The 17,543-nt window shown below is 34.6% G+C and carries 14 protein-coding genes; 11 read left to right on the top strand and 3 right to left on the bottom strand.

Going from position 1 to position 17,543, the window contains the following annotated elements:
• Positions 1-3 precede the first annotated feature (3 nt).
• The 3 genes from AB1Z56_RS04695 to AB1Z56_RS04685 form a co-directional block, all read right to left on the bottom strand.
• Positions 4-3,408, bottom strand: coding sequence for a SusC/RagA family TonB-linked outer membrane protein (locus AB1Z56_RS04695; protein WP_426791254.1), 3,405 nt, complete (start codon positions 3,406-3,408; stop codon positions 4-6).
• A 16-nt stretch (positions 3,409-3,424) separates the two neighbouring features.
• Positions 3,425-3,799 (bottom strand): hypothetical protein, encoded by a 375-nt coding sequence (locus AB1Z56_RS04690; RefSeq protein WP_286777253.1) that lies wholly within the window; start codon positions 3,797-3,799, stop codon positions 3,425-3,427.
• Positions 3,800-4,429: 630 nt separating this feature from the next.
• A complete protein-coding gene (locus tag AB1Z56_RS04685) occupies positions 4,430-4,618 on the bottom strand; it encodes a hypothetical protein (RefSeq protein ID WP_426791253.1) in 189 nt (62 codons plus the stop codon).
• 135 nt (positions 4,619-4,753) lie between these two features.
• On the opposite strand from AB1Z56_RS04685, the gene AB1Z56_RS04680 reads away from it, so the two are divergent.
• The 11 genes from AB1Z56_RS04680 to AB1Z56_RS04630 all read left to right on the top strand — a co-directional run bounded on the left by AB1Z56_RS04680 (position 4,754) and on the right by AB1Z56_RS04630 (position 17,427).
• Positions 4,754-5,329, top strand: coding sequence for a hypothetical protein (locus tag AB1Z56_RS04680; protein WP_426791252.1), 576 nt, complete (start codon positions 4,754-4,756; stop codon positions 5,327-5,329).
• 14 nt (positions 5,330-5,343) lie between these two features.
• Positions 5,344-5,763 carry a nuclear transport factor 2 family protein gene (locus tag AB1Z56_RS04675; protein WP_426791251.1) on the top strand — a complete coding sequence of 140 codons (420 nt, stop codon included), beginning with the start codon at positions 5,344-5,346 and terminating at the stop codon, positions 5,761-5,763.
• 48 nt (positions 5,764-5,811) lie between these two features.
• Positions 5,812-6,150 (top strand): n-acetylglutamate synthase, encoded by a 339-nt coding sequence (locus AB1Z56_RS04670; protein WP_426791250.1) that lies wholly within the window; start codon positions 5,812-5,814, stop codon positions 6,148-6,150.
• A gap of 151 nt (positions 6,151-6,301) precedes the next feature.
• Positions 6,302-6,430, top strand: coding sequence for a hypothetical protein (locus tag AB1Z56_RS04665; protein WP_426791249.1), 129 nt, complete (start codon positions 6,302-6,304; stop codon positions 6,428-6,430).
• A 41-nt stretch (positions 6,431-6,471) separates the two neighbouring features.
• On the top strand, positions 6,472-7,263 hold the full coding sequence (locus AB1Z56_RS04660; protein WP_426791248.1) for an HNH endonuclease: 792 nt from the start codon (positions 6,472-6,474) through the stop codon (positions 7,261-7,263).
• Positions 7,264-7,269: 6 nt separating this feature from the next.
• Positions 7,270-7,671, top strand: coding sequence for a (deoxy)nucleoside triphosphate pyrophosphohydrolase (locus AB1Z56_RS04655; protein ID WP_426791247.1), 402 nt, complete (start codon positions 7,270-7,272; stop codon positions 7,669-7,671).
• A gap of 776 nt (positions 7,672-8,447) precedes the next feature.
• Positions 8,448-11,234: a DEAD/DEAH box helicase family protein gene (locus AB1Z56_RS04650; RefSeq protein ID WP_426791246.1), complete on the top strand. Its 2,787-nt coding sequence runs from the start codon at positions 8,448-8,450 to the stop codon at positions 11,232-11,234.
• A 9-nt stretch (positions 11,235-11,243) separates the two neighbouring features.
• Positions 11,244-12,821 (top strand): N-6 DNA methylase, encoded by a 1,578-nt coding sequence (locus tag AB1Z56_RS04645; protein WP_426791245.1) that lies wholly within the window; start codon positions 11,244-11,246, stop codon positions 12,819-12,821.
• Positions 12,821-14,557 (top strand): restriction endonuclease subunit S, encoded by a 1,737-nt coding sequence (locus AB1Z56_RS04640; protein WP_426791244.1) that lies wholly within the window; start codon positions 12,821-12,823, stop codon positions 14,555-14,557. Before AB1Z56_RS04645 ends, AB1Z56_RS04640 begins: the two co-directional genes overlap by 1 nt.
• Positions 14,538-16,370, top strand: coding sequence for a restriction system-associated AAA family ATPase (locus AB1Z56_RS04635; protein WP_426791243.1), 1,833 nt, complete (start codon positions 14,538-14,540; stop codon positions 16,368-16,370). Before AB1Z56_RS04640 ends, AB1Z56_RS04635 begins: the two co-directional genes overlap by 20 nt.
• The gene (locus AB1Z56_RS04630) at positions 16,360-17,427 is read left to right on the top strand and encodes a hypothetical protein (RefSeq protein WP_426791242.1); all 1,068 of its coding nucleotides are present in this window, start codon (positions 16,360-16,362) and stop codon (positions 17,425-17,427) included. The genes AB1Z56_RS04635 and AB1Z56_RS04630 overlap by 11 nt, the downstream gene beginning before the upstream one ends.
• Positions 17,428-17,543: the final 116 nt, after the last annotated feature.

Raw genomic sequence — 17,543 nt, 5'->3', positions numbered from 1 at the left:
CTTTTAAAAACTCGCTTTAAAGCCCAAAGCCAATGTACGCGGATTGGGGACAGCATTAGCAAAATCGGGATCGATGTATCCTTTGGCGCGCTTCCAAATCAAGCCAATGTTGCTTGCATATAGGTATAGAGATGCCTGGCGCAATAATTTATGTTTCGGGAACATATAAGACAGTCGGATATCCTGCAGGCGAACAAGATCGGCATGTTCTATATGTTCAGATACATATCTATAAAATACATCACGATTTGTATTAGCTGGGTATACCATAGCAGGAACAGTCGTTGTCAGCTCATCACCTGCCTGTTGCCATCGATCCGCAAATCCTGGCTGAGTATAAACGCCACTGAAAAGCGAGCCGTAATTCAGCGCTGGTCTCCGGATATAATGGCCGAATTTGTAGAGAATATTAAAAGAAAGCTCAAAGGCCGAAAATCCAAAATTCTGTCTAAGGCTACCAAACATTGGCGGATTTCCCTGTCCATGAAACTTGAGGGTTTTCGGGTCGATATTGTTCAAAATAGCGGCATAGCTTTCCGAAGGTTGACCATCAACATAGCCAACAGGCATACCCTGCGCATTTAACCCCGACCATGGGAGGCTGAAAATCGCCTGAAAAGGATAGCCGATCTGTGGGTTACTATAGTTTTCAGCAAGCATATTCCTTACACCGCCAGCCAAGCCTTCGTAACCTGTGATACGATCTTTATTGATATTAAACAGAGCGATAATGTCCCACTTAAATTTCCCATTAAATGGATGATAAGCGAGACTGATATCAAGTCCTTCTGATTTCATGCTTGCCGAATTGCCGCGAAAAGTAATAATTCCAGCCTGCCCAGGTAAGGGAGTAGGGCCAATGAGATCCATACTCCGTTTGCTATAATACTCTATTGTACATTCTAGCAGCCTATGAAGTGTTGCAAAATCAACAGCTATATTGGATACAGCTACCCGCTCCCAACGTAGCGCGGGATTTGGAGGGTTGACAATTAAAAGGGTCGGCATATTAAAGGTATTCACTGTAGAGCCAGCAAGTGTGGTCAGGTAAGCAGTTGTGCTTTTATCGACATTGCCATTGTAACCAAAAGAGCCTCTCAACTTAAATGCTGAAAAGAATTCATTCTTGAAAAATCCTTCCTTGCCAAGATCATAGCCGATCCCTAATGACCACAATGGCACGCCTTTTTGGTTACTCTTAACGCCAAATATATTTGATTCATCCCGTCGAGCACTGATGGAGAGCGTATATTTTTGCAGATAGCTATACGAACCGTTAAAATAATAAGAGCGCGAACGATTTAGTGCATTTGCGTCACTTATTCCAGTAGGGATCCGGCTATTTCTATTACCAACATATTCAGGATAATCTCTCGTATAATCTATCGCATTGTTCATATTGCTCGCGGTTTCCGGATCATAACCATAGCGTCGAGCGCTGCTGCTCGTTTGTCTTGTTTGACTTACTTCGAAGCCCATTAAAGCATGAAGTTCGTGTCCCGAAGACCAAGCATGATCCACCATAGCTTGAACACGGGCGAAATGCGACGTACCTTGAGTATTCGAACCATCTACAATTGCCCCTAGCGGTAAAGGCCGTTGTACAGCTCCGGTATTGGGATCAATCTGGGTATATGTATTGATCATATTTCTCGAATAATAACTGTCTATGGGGTAATCTTTTGATACCGCCATTCTATTTCGCTGAAAGAGGTAGTAAGCAGCAAGCTTAATAAAAGATAGCGGTCTTGCTGTAAAATCCGTTGATAAGCGATAATCACTGAGACCTATCCGTTGATCAGGATTAAGTTCATCCAAGGGTCTATAAGACCAGTCGAGCAACTTACTATCTGCAAGCTGTTCAACAAACGATAATCTCCTGTCTTTAACCACCGCCAGGTTTTCTCCATTCGCGTACAAGTTTTCATAAGGATATGAAGGAAGAAAGGTAGTCGTTGCGGAGCGGTTATTTTGCTCCGTCAATAATACTGCTGTATTCCATACAAATCGATCGTTGAGCCAACTATGTGTATTTTTGAAGGTTAAATTGAATCTTTCATCTATATCAGGGCGCCTGCTGCTGATCCCACGGTCATAGCCTATAGAAGAATAAAAAGAATTCGAAGGTGCATTGGCACCTTCCAATGACAGCTGATACTGCTGCTGGAAAGGCGTACGATTTATCCATCTGTTGATATCCTTTCGGACATCCTTTGTCGTTAGTTCAGCCAATCGCTGATCGACAAAATTGACATCCAGTTCCCCTTTTGACTGTCTATAGAGCAATTCAACTACTGGACTAATTTTACTATAACCATCGGGTAGCAATCGTGTGTAATAACCCTTATCAAACAAAAATTTTTCTGCTTCGATAAACTCCTTTGAAGATAACTGAGGCTGATAGTATAGGTCGGGTTTACCTGCGAAAGTGAAGTTCGACACAAAATTTGCTCTTGTCCCTTTAGCAGTATTACCACCCTTAGTGGTGATAACAATCACACCATTACCTGCCCGCGTGCCCCATATGGATGCTGCAGCAGCATCTTTCAGTACTGTTATTGAAGCAACATCATTGGGATTAATATTTGAGATATCTCCCTCGTATGGAAAGTTATCCAGCACGATTAATGGTTTATCATTTCCAAAGATGGTACTACGGCCGCGGATACTGATATCCGTAAAAGTCCCGTTCGGCTTATTTTTATTGAATATAAGACCACTGGTCACTCCATCCAGGCGATCGAGAATATTAGTACTTACCCGCCTATTTAATAATTCATTATCCACCTGCACAAAACTCCCCGTTGCCCTTTCTCTTGGAATCTTTTGGTATCCTGTAGAAACAACCTCCACCTCATCCAATTGATTCTCTATTGGTATCAATTGAGCTTTTAATGATACCCCAGCAAGATAAGATTGTACTAAACGCTTGAATCCCATGTGGGAAAATACGACAGTACCTTTCGGATTGGAGACGTGTAGCGAAAAGGAACCGTCATTTTTGGATGAAGCCCTACCCTTTTCACCTTGAATTTGAATGGATACCCCTTGGATCGGTTTACTGTCAGTGGATGATACGACAGTACCGCTGATAGATAACAACCCTTTCGCCCCGCTGTCCTTGCGGGGCGTCTGAGCTGATAAACTAAACATATGAAAACTGAACATCATAAGGAACAGGATTAGAATTGTCCTTATGCTAAACATTCCCTTTAAGCCCTTTAGCATCGGCACAGGGGTACATGCCGACATTATTTGCCTCAAGCTATATACTATACAATTAAAGGGGTACTTTTTATCCCATGCATTTTGCACTTTTTTAAAACTATTTTTTTCGGCACCTTTTATAGCTGCCACAAATGCTACCTTATCCAATAAGGCAGACATCCAGTTTGACCTGTGTTTCATCTACTTATTGTTAAAGTTAGTCCGCTATGCGGCCGAAAAATTCGTGGATCCGCTTGGTGATTTCCAGCTCATCCAAACTAAAACCTGTTGTTTCTGCGTCTGAAAAATCTAATTTGCTCATGTCTACATAGTCTTTATGCACATGGAAGTAAGCGATCAGTACAGCTAATAGGTCGAAGCCGAACACCTGCTTTTGGCAGAGTTCTATTAAATTTTCATTAGGCCAGCGGTCTGCTGACTTTTTAAGTAGTAAAGAAATGGTATTCTGGATGGTCCGGATATCATACTTTTTCCAAAAATCAGCGATCTTATCAGTGGGATCATAGTTCTGATCGTGTACTTGATATATGGCCAACTCGAGAGCTAGTACATTTGAATATTTTTGATTCATTTTATAGGTTCAAAAAAGATGACTTCAGCCCTACCCGATCAATTTAAACGGGCAGAGCCTCCCCTTTGCAAAAAAATTGCATTCAAAAAGGGTTGTCAATTGCAGCTTTTTTTAAATACTGCTTGTACAACAAGAAAAAATTAACAGTTCCGCAAAGCGCCCGCAAATTGGTTACAAGTCATCATTAGAGGTTATTATTGCGCTTCCTCTCGGAAAGAAATAAAAACCCGACCTATTTAGTATAGAATAACAATACAAAATTATAGTATTTAATTTTGTTGTTTAAAAATAAAATGCTACTTTTAAGGTGTTAGAAGTCTCATAAGAGCAATTTTATTAATTACCTAAAATTAAGGGTGTAGTGTATGTTAAATATACAGATCGGGAAAACCTAGTCTAAGGGCCTTTCTAGTTTATACCTGATTCGGCACATACTATTTTGCGGATACCGCTATCCCCTATTTTGGTTTATACTGTTTTTAACCGATTATTCAGGCCCTCGAATAATCTTGCTAATTAAAATAGAATTTGGAGACCGAATGCAAACCTCCTTGAGGTAAGCCTGGTGTTTTTGGAATTCTTTGAATCGTTTTATCATAATCATATTTGGTTATAAAAACGATGAAACTCCTAAGCTTGTGAAACGTCGGATTGGTTAAAAACCAATAGGGCGAATCCCAATGCTCCGTTAGTGGTGCCGCTAAGTACCCCATGATCAAAACCATGGCTCCCCGGAGACTGACAAGGGAATCGCCCTATTGGACTAATATCTACAAAGATAAAAAAATCCAATAGAAAGCGAACCCAAGGTCGACTCATAGGGAAAAATTTAGCGGCTTCCTAATATGAGTGACATCGTTTAAGTAGAGATATCCTCTACCCTAGTTGTCGCTATATGTTGCTGAAACAAATATAGGTAATAAATATAAAATATAAAAATATTTTCAATAAATTATGAATAGGAATATAGTTGATGAGTATGTAGATATTTTACAATATTATCTGGAATACTATGGACTCTATCACATAGATATCAAAAAACTTCTTAACACCTCTACGGATATTGTTCAAGATATTAAAAAGGGTAAAAATGGTCCTACCCTGAAAAAATTGGGAGACATAGCTCAACTTTTTGGTTTAAATTATTACGAGTTTGGAAATCCCGAATTCAAGCTGCCTGAAAAGGAGAATTTGCCAACACTCACCCAAGAGAAGATTTTGTGGAGAACTGAAGTAGGACCGCCTCAATCTAAAAAATACAATAAACTTGACTTAAATAATGCTGTTATTGATGCACTAGAAGCTTTTAAAGATATGGAGAAATTTCTTCCTTCAGAAGTGTATGATAATTTACCTCAAGAATTAAAAGAAAAATTAGGCTCTACAATACGCATTACCGGTCTTTTTTCTGATGAACTTAGCGAAAACGTTGAAAAAACAGGAGAAAAACTTGACAAGAGAGAGGTTGGCCGAAAACAGGAATATTATAAAGTAATATCGTTAGAAAAAGGTCTGAAGCGTAAAAAATAAATCTTACTTAAATTATGGAAGCAAACGGGAAAGCGCTTACTGAGCCATCCATCTTAAACAATAGAACGGAAAAGATTTTCAAGTATGTGGAGGCCTACAACGAGATGAATGTGGAAAATATGATTGTGGATTTCGCTGATGGAATCATTTTCATAAATATTACGAATGGTGAGAAAACGATGGAATTGCAAGGTATCGAAGAATTTAAGAAACAGGCCATCGAAGCTCTCTCTTTTTTCAGCGTGAGAGAACAGTTCATTGAGACGATGACTCATAACCTTAGCTCTACCGAAATCACGATTAACTACAGAGCGATCGCGGCAATGGATTTTCCGAATGGGTTGAAAAAAGGTGATGAGATCAACTTACAAGGAAAGTCGATCTTTGAATTTTCGGGCGATGGGAAGATAATTAGGTTGACGGATATTTCTTAATTCATTGCCACCAAAACTCAAGCACATGACGACCTAACTAGATCGAAAATGAACTATCATAATAGAATATTCAGAGTTATCAACAATTCAGATAATGGAGATACCTCAAGTGAAACAACATTCCAGTATAGGCAAGAAGGAAATATCCTTTCATCGATCTATTCAGGTGGTAACATTGTATTAGGGCATTTGTTGGGATTCGTAGATGCAAATGGAAATATAGATATGAGGTATCACCATATTAATTCTGACGGAAAAATAATGACTGGACTTTGCCATTCTACTCCCGAGATTCTTGAGGATGGAAGAATTCGACTGCACGAGGAATGGAGATGGAAAAATGGTGATCAATCAAGTGGAAAATCTACACTTGAAGAAATTGTATAAATAATATTAATACTTAAATAGATTAAAACAAAAATACATTAACCACTAAACTTATAAATTATGTTCTCATTTGGATTATTGATGTACCTCATTTACGGAGGATTTATAGCGATATGTTTATATGGACTGTACTTGGTTCTTTCAAATCTTCTTGATAAGATATCTAATCGCAAAACGTGACCACACCGCAGCGTTACGTGAGCAAAATGAAATTCTAAAGGATATTGCAAAAGCTGTTAAACAAGAAACCAACAATAATCCCGCTCCCCCTACTGCATAAGCGATGATTATGAATGATTATAATGCACTAGTTTAATTTTTATGAGTTACGCTATTATCACCGAAAATGACATCTCGCAATGGAAGGATAGTACCGGAAGACAATATCACTTTCCGAAACGCTATTTGAAATATTTGACAAAGGGGACTGTTGTTATCTATTATAAAGGATTAATGAAAGATAGGTCGTTTGCTTCTAAACGTATGACCGCTTTGGCACATTATTTTGGAATCGCACAAATTGGAGATGTCAAGCGCGATAACGATTCTGATAAAAATGATTACTATGCTGAGATCATCAATTTTAAGCCTTTTTCATCCCCCGTTTTAGCTAAACAAAATGGTGCGTTTTTAGAATCAATACCATCCGCAAAAATTAAAAATTATTGGCGAGATGGCGTCAGAGAAATCGATAAGGCAACATTTGACAAAATCATTTCATTATCAGATCTGAATGATTTTAACGCAACTAATGATAACGCCCAGGGAGAACTCGAATCTTTTAGTCGGTTAGAAGGAAAAAGTAAACTCGTTTATTCAACGAAATACGAACGTGATAATACGCTTAGAGAAAAAGCTATAGAGTATCATGGGCTGACTTGTATGGGCTGCGGCTTTAATTTCGAAAAAGTATATGGTGAATGGGGAGCTGGGTTTATCCACGTTCATCATACCAAACCGTTATCAGACGGTGATGGTGAGAGAATAGTCAATGCAGAAACCGATATGGTTGTTCTCTGTCCTAATTGTCATTCGATGATACATCGACGAAAGAATCGAACATTAAGTTTGGATGAACTGCTTCTATTATTAAAAACTAAATCTGTCAACTGATTGATCATGGATATAACTAAAGTTGTTTGCGGCATTATATTCAAAGATGATCTGGTCCTCATCTGTCGACGAAAACCAGAAAAATCTCTAGGTGGCTATTGGGAATTTCCGGGCGGAAAAGTCGAAGGTTTGGAATCTTACGAAGAATCTCTGCTACGGGAACTAATTGAAGAACTAAATATGAAGGTGAATATTAAAAAGCATTTTTTCGATACTGTACATCATTACGATAATGGCGCTATCGAATTGATTTCTTTCATTTGTGAGACTGAAAATATCGCTTCAGAGTCTACCGATCATGATCAACTCGAGTGGGTAAAGGTTAGTGATTTATTGAACTGGAAGCTTGCACCAGCTGATATTCCAATTGCGCAAGCATTAATTGAAACGTATTCTCAAATAAAATAGCATTAGCGACGCAATTTCAGATAAACGATCCTAGTCTCGAATCGCAATGGCGAGCGATCATATTGTTTGGCAAAAACTCGGCGACATATAAGTTCGCCTTTGCCAAGGCGATGATTGAGCTATTGCCTTCCGGCAAATCGTCGTTGTCATTGGAAGAAGCAGCGCCATTCTCAAGAAATATTGTTGAGCATCTTCGGAAAAGTGATAAATAAGGCAACTACCTCTCTAGCAAGCTCTTAAACGCCTGTAGTTTTTTTTTGTAGGTCGGATTAGCGAAGATCAGTTGGTCCAAACGACAATCAAATTCGGTTTTGTCAATGTCATAGATGCATTTCAAAATGTAAATAGCGATATAATCAACGACCCATTTTATCAAAAGAACTATGCTGACGGCAAGAATGAGATCATTCTTACCGACAGCATCTTCAAGCAGCAGGAGATACCCCACTTAGTTGAAGTAACTAAAATATACATAAAAATAAGGTCTTAAAAGAGTAGGTTTGAGTCCCTCTCTTTCCTCCATATGCTGCAGATGCCTAGAATAATCGCTATTCGTAGCATTTTTGTTTTTAATACAATAAAATAAGCTCTAGAGGCCGGTTTAACCCACAAGCTTCGAATCCCTACCTCTCAGCTTTAATAAAATAAATACAACTGATTTTCAACTTATTTCGCTGTTTAATAAACTTTAGGGGGATGATTTAAACTTTCAAAGTTGATTTATTATTTATCATTAGCTATATTTAATATGTATAATAATAACCTAGATAGTATTAATGTCAGAAAAAACAACAAGAAAAGAAATTATAGATATTAATTTGCAGCATGCAGGATGGAATATCTCCGACCGAACGCAAGTTATTGAAGAATTTCTTGTTAAGGTATCTGACCAAATACTCAAAGAAGATACCTTAAGTTATTCTAACACATTTTCCGACTATGTTTTATTAGGGAAAGACGGTAGAATACTCGCTGTCATAGAAGCTAAAAAGTCCTCAAGTGATGCTGCTTTAGGACAAGAGCAAGCGAAACAATATTGTTATCAAATTCAAAAACAACAAGGAGGTGAATTACCTTTCTGTTTTTATACCAGTGGGCACGATATCTTTTTCTGGAATATTGGAAATTATCCACCAAAAAAAGTTTATGGTTTTCCCACATATGATGATTTAGAACGTTATGCCTATCTAAGAAAGTATCGTAAAAATCTTTCGCAAGAATTTATTAATTCAAAGATTGCAGGTAGAGAATATCAAATACGTGCTATACGATCTGTTATGGAATCGCTTGAAAGAAAAAAAACAAAGTTTCTTTTAGTAATGGCAACTGGTACAGGAAAGACACGAACTGTAATCGCGTTGATTGATGCCTTAATGCGTGCTGGTTGGGCTGAAAAAGTTTTGTTTTTAGTAGATCGCATTGCATTACAAGCCCAAGCTTTGGATAATTTTAAAGAGCATTTACCCAACGAACCTCGATGGCCTCAATATAAAGAAACAGATTTTGCGACCGATCGAAGAATTTATGTTTCTACATATCCAACTATACTTAATGTCATCCGAAATGAGAAACACAATTTGAGTTCTCATTTTTTTGATTTAATAATTGTAGATGAAAGTCATCGTTCTATTTATAATACCTATCAAGAAGTTTTACAATACTTTAATACCCTTACAGTAGGATTAACAGCAACTCCTACAGATGTTATTGACCATAATACGTTTGAGTTGTTTGATTGCGAGGACGGTTTACCAACTTTTGTATACTCTTATGAGGAAGCGGTTAATCATGTTCCTCCATATCTGAGCGATTTTCAAGTGATGAAAATCAAAACAAAATTTCAAGTAGAAGGTATCAATAAGCGTACAATCTCTTTAGAAGACCAAAAGAAATTAATATTAGAGGGTAAAGAAGTCGCTGAAATTAATTTTGAAGGAACTGAATTAGAACGTAACGTTATTAATAAAGGTACAAATACCCTTATAGTACGTGAGTTTATGGAAGAATGTATAAAGGATGACAGTGGTGTACTTCCTGGTAAAACCATCTTCTTTTGTATTAGCAAAGCTCACACTCGCCGTATAGAAAAAATATTCAATCAGCTATATCCTGAATACGCAGGCGAGTTGGCTAAAGTTATCGTTTCAGATGACTCGCGCGTATATGGTAAAGGAGGATTATTGGATCAATTTAAAAATCAGGATTTCCCTCGTGTAGCCATCAGCGTTGATATGTTAGATACTGGAATTGATGTGCGAGAAATTACCAATCTTGTATTTGCTAAACCTGTATATTCGTATACCAAGTTTTGGCAAATGATTGGACGTGGTACACGTTTATTAGAACCAACTAAAATGAAACCTTGGTGTTTTAAGAAAGATAGCTTCTTGGTATTAGACTGTTGGGATAATTTTGAATATTTTAAACTAAATCCTAAAGGAAAAAATCCTTCTAGTCAGATTCCTTTACCTATTCGATTATTTGGATTATATGTAGAGAAATTGGAGTTAGCTATGGAGTTGACTGATGCCGAAGTTTACGAACCAACCTTAAAAAAAGTTAAAGGATTAATCGAACAACTACCATTGAGTTCGATAGTTATACGAGATGCAATTACTCTTGTAAAACAAGTAAACGATGAATCTTTTTGGGACGCTTTACAATCCGAAAGTATTTCTTTTTTACAAGTTCAGATTAAGCCTTTATTTAGGACTATAAGTGCTGTTGATTTTAAAGCGATGCGCTTTGAAAAAGTTTTAATTGAACTCTCTCTAGCACATTTGACAAAGGATGAAGCTAAATTCGAAGCTTTAAAATTAGCAATCGTTGAAGAAATAGCGGATTTACCTTTATCTGTAAACACTGTTGCAAAACATAGAGATTTAATCCTGCAAGCAAAAACAGATTATTTTTGGAATACATTATCTGAAGAAAAGATTGGATTGCTTATCCAGTCTTTAGGACCATTAATGGTTTACTGTAATGGCACTACATTGATGACTCCTTCAGAATATAATTTCAAAGATGAATTATTTGAAAAAGAAAATGTAGTTTTCGGCCCGCAAAACGAAGGATTAAGTATTCAACGCTATAAAGAAATGGCTGAAGCAAAAGTAAAATTATTATTGTATAATTTACCTGTATTACAAAAAATCAAAAACGGAGAAACCACTACCGACGTTGAATTAGAAGAACTTTCTTGGCTCTTATCGCACGAAAGTCCATATATTACCGTTGACTTGTTACGTAGAGTATATAAGAACAAAAATGCAGCACTGATTCAATTTATCAAGCATATCCTTGGTATAGAGGTATTAGAAGATTTCCCTAGGATTATCACCAAAGCATTCGATGATTTTATAGCCAAACACACAGATTTATCTGGGAAACAACTAGATTTTTTAAGACTTTTGCAAACTTATATCATTGAAAAGGGAAAAGCTGATCGTAAAGACTTAATCTCAGCACCTTTTACACGAATCCATCCTAATGGAATTAGAGGTTTATTTGATGGAAAAGTGTTGAATGAAATATTAGAATTAATACATGTGCTAGCCGCATAACATAAGAACATGGATAATCAAGAAATTAAAAGTAAAGTTAACGACCTGTGGCAAAAATTTTGGTCAGGTGGTTTAACAAACCCTATAGATGCGATTCAACAAATTACCTATTTGTTGTTTATGAAGCAATTGGATGAAAACGACCAAAAAAGACAAGGCGATGCGGAGTTTTTGGGAAACGAATACCAATCTATATTTGCAGACAAATTCTATTTACCAGGTGAGGATAAAAAAGATCCAAAACATGGTATAGTTAAAGAAGAATTGCGTTGGAAAAGCTTTTCCCATAAACCTTCGGACGAGATGTATCAGTTGGTACAAACCCGTGTTTTTCCTTTTATCAAATCATTAGGTGAGTCAGATTCTCCCTTTGCACAACATATGGATAATGCAGTATTCATTATTCCTAAGGCAAGTTTATTGACAACTGCTGTCAAAAGTATTAATGAATTATACGAGCTTATTCATGCACAAGATCGTTTCGTGGATGCGCAGGGGGATATATACGAATATTTATTGCAACAATTAAATACTGCGGGTAAAAATGGACAATTCCGTACCCCCACCCATATTATTGAACTGTTGGTGGAATTGGTCCAACCACAATTAGGTAACATTATTGCGGATCCAGCCTGTGGGACAGCTGGATTTTTATTGGCTGCCTACCAGTATATCTTAACACAATTCACCTCTGAGGAATATCAAGCTAAAGATGAAAATGGTTTTACGCGTGGTACTTTAGCCGATAAATTGGTCGATGATGAATCAAAAGATATTTTAAATCGTAAAACTTTCTTTGGGTTTGATATCGACCAAAATATGATTCGTATTGGGTTGATGAACTTAATGATGCACGGTATTGAGCATCCTAACATTGATTATACAGATACCTTAAGTAAGTTTTATAATGAAGATAATGCATATGATGTTGTTCTAGCCAATCCACCATTTACGGGTAGTTTGGATAAAGGCGAAATCAACGAAAGTTTTACAACAGATACAAAGAAGACTGAATTATTGTTTTTAGAGCGTATTTATAAGATGCTTCGTATGGGCGGCACTGCAGGCGTGATTATTCCACAAGGAGTATTATTTGGATCAGGCAAAGCCTTTCAAAATGTACGTAGCATTTTGATTGATAAGTGTGAACTGAAAGCCGTTATAAATTTACCTTCCGGTGTTTTTAAACCTTATGCCGGAGTTGCTACGGCTATCTTGATATTTACCAAAGGTGGAGAAACTGAACGTGTGTGGTTTTACGATATGGAGCACGATGGTAAAACATTGGATGACAAACGAAACGACCGTTACAAAAAAGATGGTGAACGAGATTATGGGGATATTCACAAAATTATTGAGCGTTTTGATAAACGTCTAAAAGAAAACCCTACAGACCGTACCCAACGTTATTTCTACGTAAAAAAGGAAGAAATAGTTGATAAAGTTTATGATTTAAGTTTTAACCGTTATCGCGAAGAAGTTTATAAAGAAATTACTTTTGTTTCTCCAAAAATTATTTTAGATAAGGTTCTTAAACAACAAGAAGACATTTCTAAAATGATGAATGAGCTAAAAATTATATTGTAATGGATTATAAAAATTTAGGAAGTCTCGTAACAATACAAAAAGGAAGAAAAAATAATATAGCTGATTCGTATGATGAAAAATCAAAACGAATTATTCAAATTCAAGATTTAAGGAATGATGATAATATCATTTATACTAATGATGAAAAAGGATTGTTAGTTAATGAAGATGATGTTCTAATCGCTTGGGACGGTGCTAATGCAGGATTAGTTGGCTTCGAAAAAAATGGATTTTTAGGTAGTACACTTTCTTTACTACGTTCGAAAAATAAAAAAGTTTTTTTTTCTGCATTTTTAGGTAGATTTTTAAATACAAAATTTGATTATTTTCAAAAAACGGCTACAGGTGCTACTATTCCACACTTAAATAGATTAGCTCTTGAAGAGTTAATCATCCCACTTCCTTCTTACGTCGATCAAATCCGTATTGCAAATATATTGGGAAAGATTGAAAACGTTATCAAAGCTCGCAAAAATGCCATCGACCAATTAGACGAATTGGTAAAGGCGACCTTTTACGATATGTTTGGGGATCCGGTAAGGAATGACAAGGGATGGGATAAATTAGAGATTAAATTCTTTGGAAAAGTGATTACTGGGAATACACCTAAACGTAAAATCAAAGAATATTATGATGCACCATATATTGAATGGATTAAAACAGATAACATAGAATCAAATAAAATCTATTTATCAAAAGCTAAGGAACATTTATCTGAGAAAGGAGTTGAATTAGGACGATTAGTTGAAGAAGGTGGATTATTAATTAATTGTATAGCCGGCAGTATAAAATCGATTGGAAAAGTTGCGATTGCAGATAGAAAAGTTGCTTTTAATCAACAAATTAATGCAATACAATTAAATGAGAATATTGAGCCATTTTTTATGTATTGGCTTTTAAATATATGTAATGAATATATTCAATCATTTGCTAGTGGTGCAATGAAATTTATTTTATCAAAATCCGCTTTTGAAAGTATAGAATTAATAAAACCAGATCCCATTCATCAACATAAATTTGCTACTATCGCTCAAAAAATAGAAAAAATAAAGACGGAACAAGAAAAACAATTGTTAGAGATAGAGGCATTATATTCCTCTGTAAGTCATGATGCATTTTCTGGAACACTGGATTTATCTCGTATACCCTACGATGAAAATTTGTTGCCCAATGAAAAGCTTGAAAGAGACATTGATACAGTTATCAATCAAGACCCATTGGTAATAAATCCTCTGGAAGAAACAAAAATTGATTTTAGCGGAATTGATAATGACACTTCAATAGAGGTAGATCAATTTAATGAGAAAGTAAACAAAATCCCGAAAGGTAAATTTGGTTTTTCTGCAGTAGAGCATTATACTGATTGGAAGGATATAAGCTTTTCAATTGTTGCTGATTTAGTAAAAAAAAATTTTGGGAGACATTACTTTAACACTGAAATGCTGTTAAACTATTTGCAAAACGAAGAAAAAATAAATGTGGCTTACTACACCTCTACAGAAAAAAAGAAAAAACCAGAATTAGACAATGACGAAGACTTCTATGGTTTCATAGAATCTTGCATAACAGGTAGAAATCCTTTCTTAGAAATAGATCAGACATTTTATGACGCAGTAAAACATAACATTTTAAACATTACCTTTAATGAAAAGGATTTAGAGCTTTTATCAAAAAAAGCGATTAAGGATCGATCAGGTATATATTTTCGTATAAAAAATGAAATTACTACGCGTTAAAATATTAGGTGAAAAATTCCGTAGTCTACCGGCCAATATAGACTACAATTTTAATGAAACGTTGATTGAGAACAAACTATCAACAAAGGTGTTTGCAGGTTTAAATGGAAGCGGAAAGTCTAACTTTTTAGAGCTAATCGCAGAGATATTTTTTAGCTTAGAGAGGTATATTTTAAATGAATCTAAAAATAAAATATTGGAGGTTCAAAGATTAGAATTATTAAAAGAATTAAGTAAATACAATTCAGAACGTCATCCTAAAAAATATGAAAATATCTCTAAAAAAATCGATGAAGTGAAAAAAAAGATTTTCTTTGATAGAGATTTCAATTTTGAAATTGAATACTTGCTCAATATTAGTGAAGATATATTAAGAGAATTAAATTTACCACCATTAATTGAGGATAATCTAAATTTATTCAAACCTCATGAAGACACATATAAAATCATAATAACAAAAAAATTTGATGAGCTTCCAGAATATGCATTTCAAGAATTACATAATGACTCTAAATACAGAATAGATACTAATTTCAATAAGTTTCTTCCAACCAATATCATCGCTTACACTTCGGGACAAAACGAATTATTAAGTAATCCTTTTATTCGTTTACGATATCATTACTTTAATGAGCTGCAAAATACCAACAACAATTTATACAAAAGAAGAATGTATTTTATTGACGAGGAAAGCAATTATAGCATCTTTATTGCTAATATGTTGTTAGGTCATCAAAAACCCTTAGAGTATTTAAAATCCATATTTAGTATCGAGGATCTCTTTTCTTTTAGAATTACTATCAACTATAGAAACAATACTAAAGAAGCATTAAGTATTTTTAATAACAAACTTACATTATTAGAACCATTAAAAGCATGTGCTACTAGTTGGCAAGACGATACATATAAAAAAATGATTGTATTGGATTTTGTGGTAAATGAAGCTACGCATGAAGCATTTAAATATTATTATAGTAGTGCTTTTCAATTGTTTCAAACCTTTTACGAACTACAGAGTCTTAATTTACTTATTGATAAACAAGAAGTACGCAAATTTGTAGTAAATGCTTCTAAAGTGTTAAACTTATCTAATGAACTTTCTAAACCCGATCCATCTGATTTTGTTTTTAGAATAGAAAAAATTAGAATTAAAAAAATAAAACAGAAAAAGTGTTCGGAAGAACTAAAAAAAACTGAGACAACTACTATCTTTTATAAAGCACTCTCTGATGGTGAACATCAATTAAATGAAGTGATTGGTTCGGTGATGATGATGGAAAATGAGGGTAGTTTGTTTTTAATGGATGAACCAGATACACACTTTAACCCCAAATGGCGAGCTAAAATGGTGACAATGCTGAATCAAGTATCAGGAAATGAATATGATCATCAAGGTAAACCAGAACGTATCCGTCAGCATGAAATTATCATGACTACACATTCACCGTTTATTATAAGTGATAATCAGAAAGAAGATGTTTATAAGTTTGAGAGAGTTAATAAGTCAATATTTAATGAGCAAGGTAAAGAGATTGATTGTGATGAACTTTTAAAATTAAAAAATCCCGAGTATCAAACTTACGGTTCCTCTGTAGGCTTTGTTTTAGAAACAATTTTTGATAGAGATTTAACTATTTCAGACTATTCTAACGAGGAACTTAATAATTTAAAAGAAAGTTTAACCAGATTAGATGATGTAAAACGAGTAAAAAAAGAACTTCTTAAGTTTGGGGAATCTATTGAAAAATTTGATGCTTATAATTATTTGATGATAAAAGAAAAAGAACTAAAATCAGAAAAAGATGCTAAATAGTTTTAAGGAAATAGATCACCCAATAAATACTTTTCATGATCATATTGTTCATATATTTAAAAACATATTTTATTATGATTTACCATTTTATGTTGAGCAAAATTTAGTACATAGAGATTTTAGAACTTTTATCAATTCTTCGAAAACTAGACTTTTAAAACCATTGAAAGAGATTGTAATTTTATATCATCAATTACCTTATTTTGAGAAAATAAAATTACAGGAAGCCTTAGAAATAAATAATAAATTATCAATTTTTGATGATTGTACTATTGATTTAATCTCATTTAAAGACATTCATTCTAGCATATCCGAAAAACTCAAAATATTTTTTGAAAGTCTATGGTCAGATTATCCGCAAAATCAGGGAATAGAAAATCATTTTGGAACAGTAAAAGATCATTATAATAGGTTAACACACGAAGATAATTTTGAATTTTTGGTTTGTCCATTTTGTGGTATCGATAGTTTTGAACCTTCTGAAGGTTTATATAGAGAAGAATATGATCATTTATTAGCTAAGGCATCTTATCCATTTATATCAGTAAATTTTAAATTATTATTTCCGTGCTGTAAAAAATGTAACCAACAAGAAAAAAAAACAAAAGAAATTCTTTATAAAGAAGATAAAACACGTAGAATAGCCTTTTACCCATACGATCCGAATATAAAATTAGATTTACTTTCAATAGATATTTCCTTAAATCAAGATTATAACAGTAATTTAAAAACTCTTTTAAAAAGTATTGATTGGGAAATAAAAATACTAAGGAATGGAGTAGAAGACTTACGAGACGAATCTTGGGATGAGGTATATGGAATTAAAAGAAGATTTTCTGATCGATTGAAAGCATTGGAAAATCATTGCTTTTCGGAACTTATTTCAGAATTTAAGATAAATGATAAATCGTTTGTCCAATTTGAAGCTAATTTTAAAAAACGATTGAAATACCAAATACCAATTTTGGGTATGGGAATAATTAGATTTATTTATTTCAATTTTATTTTTTCCATACCTGATATTGAAGAAAAGTTGCAACAAATAACAGCTCAATAAAAAAGAGAACCAATGATTCTCTTTTTTAGACACTGTCTCATAAAGTGTGTAAGTTATAGAAATGCGGAGTTTAAAAGGACTTCGCATTTTTTATTTATTAACTTTATAAGAGTATG

Source organism: Sphingobacterium sp. WOUb80 (assembly GCF_050058145.1).
Classification (GTDB): domain Bacteria; phylum Bacteroidota; class Bacteroidia; order Sphingobacteriales; family Sphingobacteriaceae; genus Sphingobacterium.
The sequence above is the reverse complement of the archived record's forward strand: the minus strand, read 5'-3'. Positions and strand labels throughout refer to the sequence as shown.

Coding starts and splice junctions, on each gene's coding strand:
- AB1Z56_RS04645 (WP_426791245.1), top strand. CDS start 11,244: ATGGATAATCAAGAAATTAAAAGTAAAGTTAACGACCTGTGGCAAAAA.
- AB1Z56_RS04685 (WP_426791253.1), bottom strand. CDS start 4,618: ATGAGTCGACCTTGGGTTCGCTTTCTATTGGATTTTTTTATCTTTGTA.
- AB1Z56_RS04655 (WP_426791247.1), top strand. CDS start 7,270: ATGGATATAACTAAAGTTGTTTGCGGCATTATATTCAAAGATGATCTG.
- AB1Z56_RS04670 (WP_426791250.1), top strand. CDS start 5,812: ATGAACTATCATAATAGAATATTCAGAGTTATCAACAATTCAGATAAT.
- AB1Z56_RS04695 (WP_426791254.1), bottom strand. CDS start 3,408: ATGAAACACAGGTCAAACTGGATGTCTGCCTTATTGGATAAGGTAGCA.
- AB1Z56_RS04675 (WP_426791251.1), top strand. CDS start 5,344: ATGGAAGCAAACGGGAAAGCGCTTACTGAGCCATCCATCTTAAACAAT.
- AB1Z56_RS04635 (WP_426791243.1), top strand. CDS start 14,538: ATGAAATTACTACGCGTTAAAATATTAGGTGAAAAATTCCGTAGTCTA.
- AB1Z56_RS04690 (WP_286777253.1), bottom strand. CDS start 3,799: ATGAATCAAAAATATTCAAATGTACTAGCTCTCGAGTTGGCCATATAT.
- AB1Z56_RS04650 (WP_426791246.1), top strand. CDS start 8,448: ATGTCAGAAAAAACAACAAGAAAAGAAATTATAGATATTAATTTGCAG.
- AB1Z56_RS04630 (WP_426791242.1), top strand. CDS start 16,360: ATGCTAAATAGTTTTAAGGAAATAGATCACCCAATAAATACTTTTCAT.
- AB1Z56_RS04660 (WP_426791248.1), top strand. CDS start 6,472: ATGAGTTACGCTATTATCACCGAAAATGACATCTCGCAATGGAAGGAT.
- AB1Z56_RS04640 (WP_426791244.1), top strand. CDS start 12,821: ATGGATTATAAAAATTTAGGAAGTCTCGTAACAATACAAAAAGGAAGA.
- AB1Z56_RS04680 (WP_426791252.1), top strand. CDS start 4,754: ATGAATAGGAATATAGTTGATGAGTATGTAGATATTTTACAATATTAT.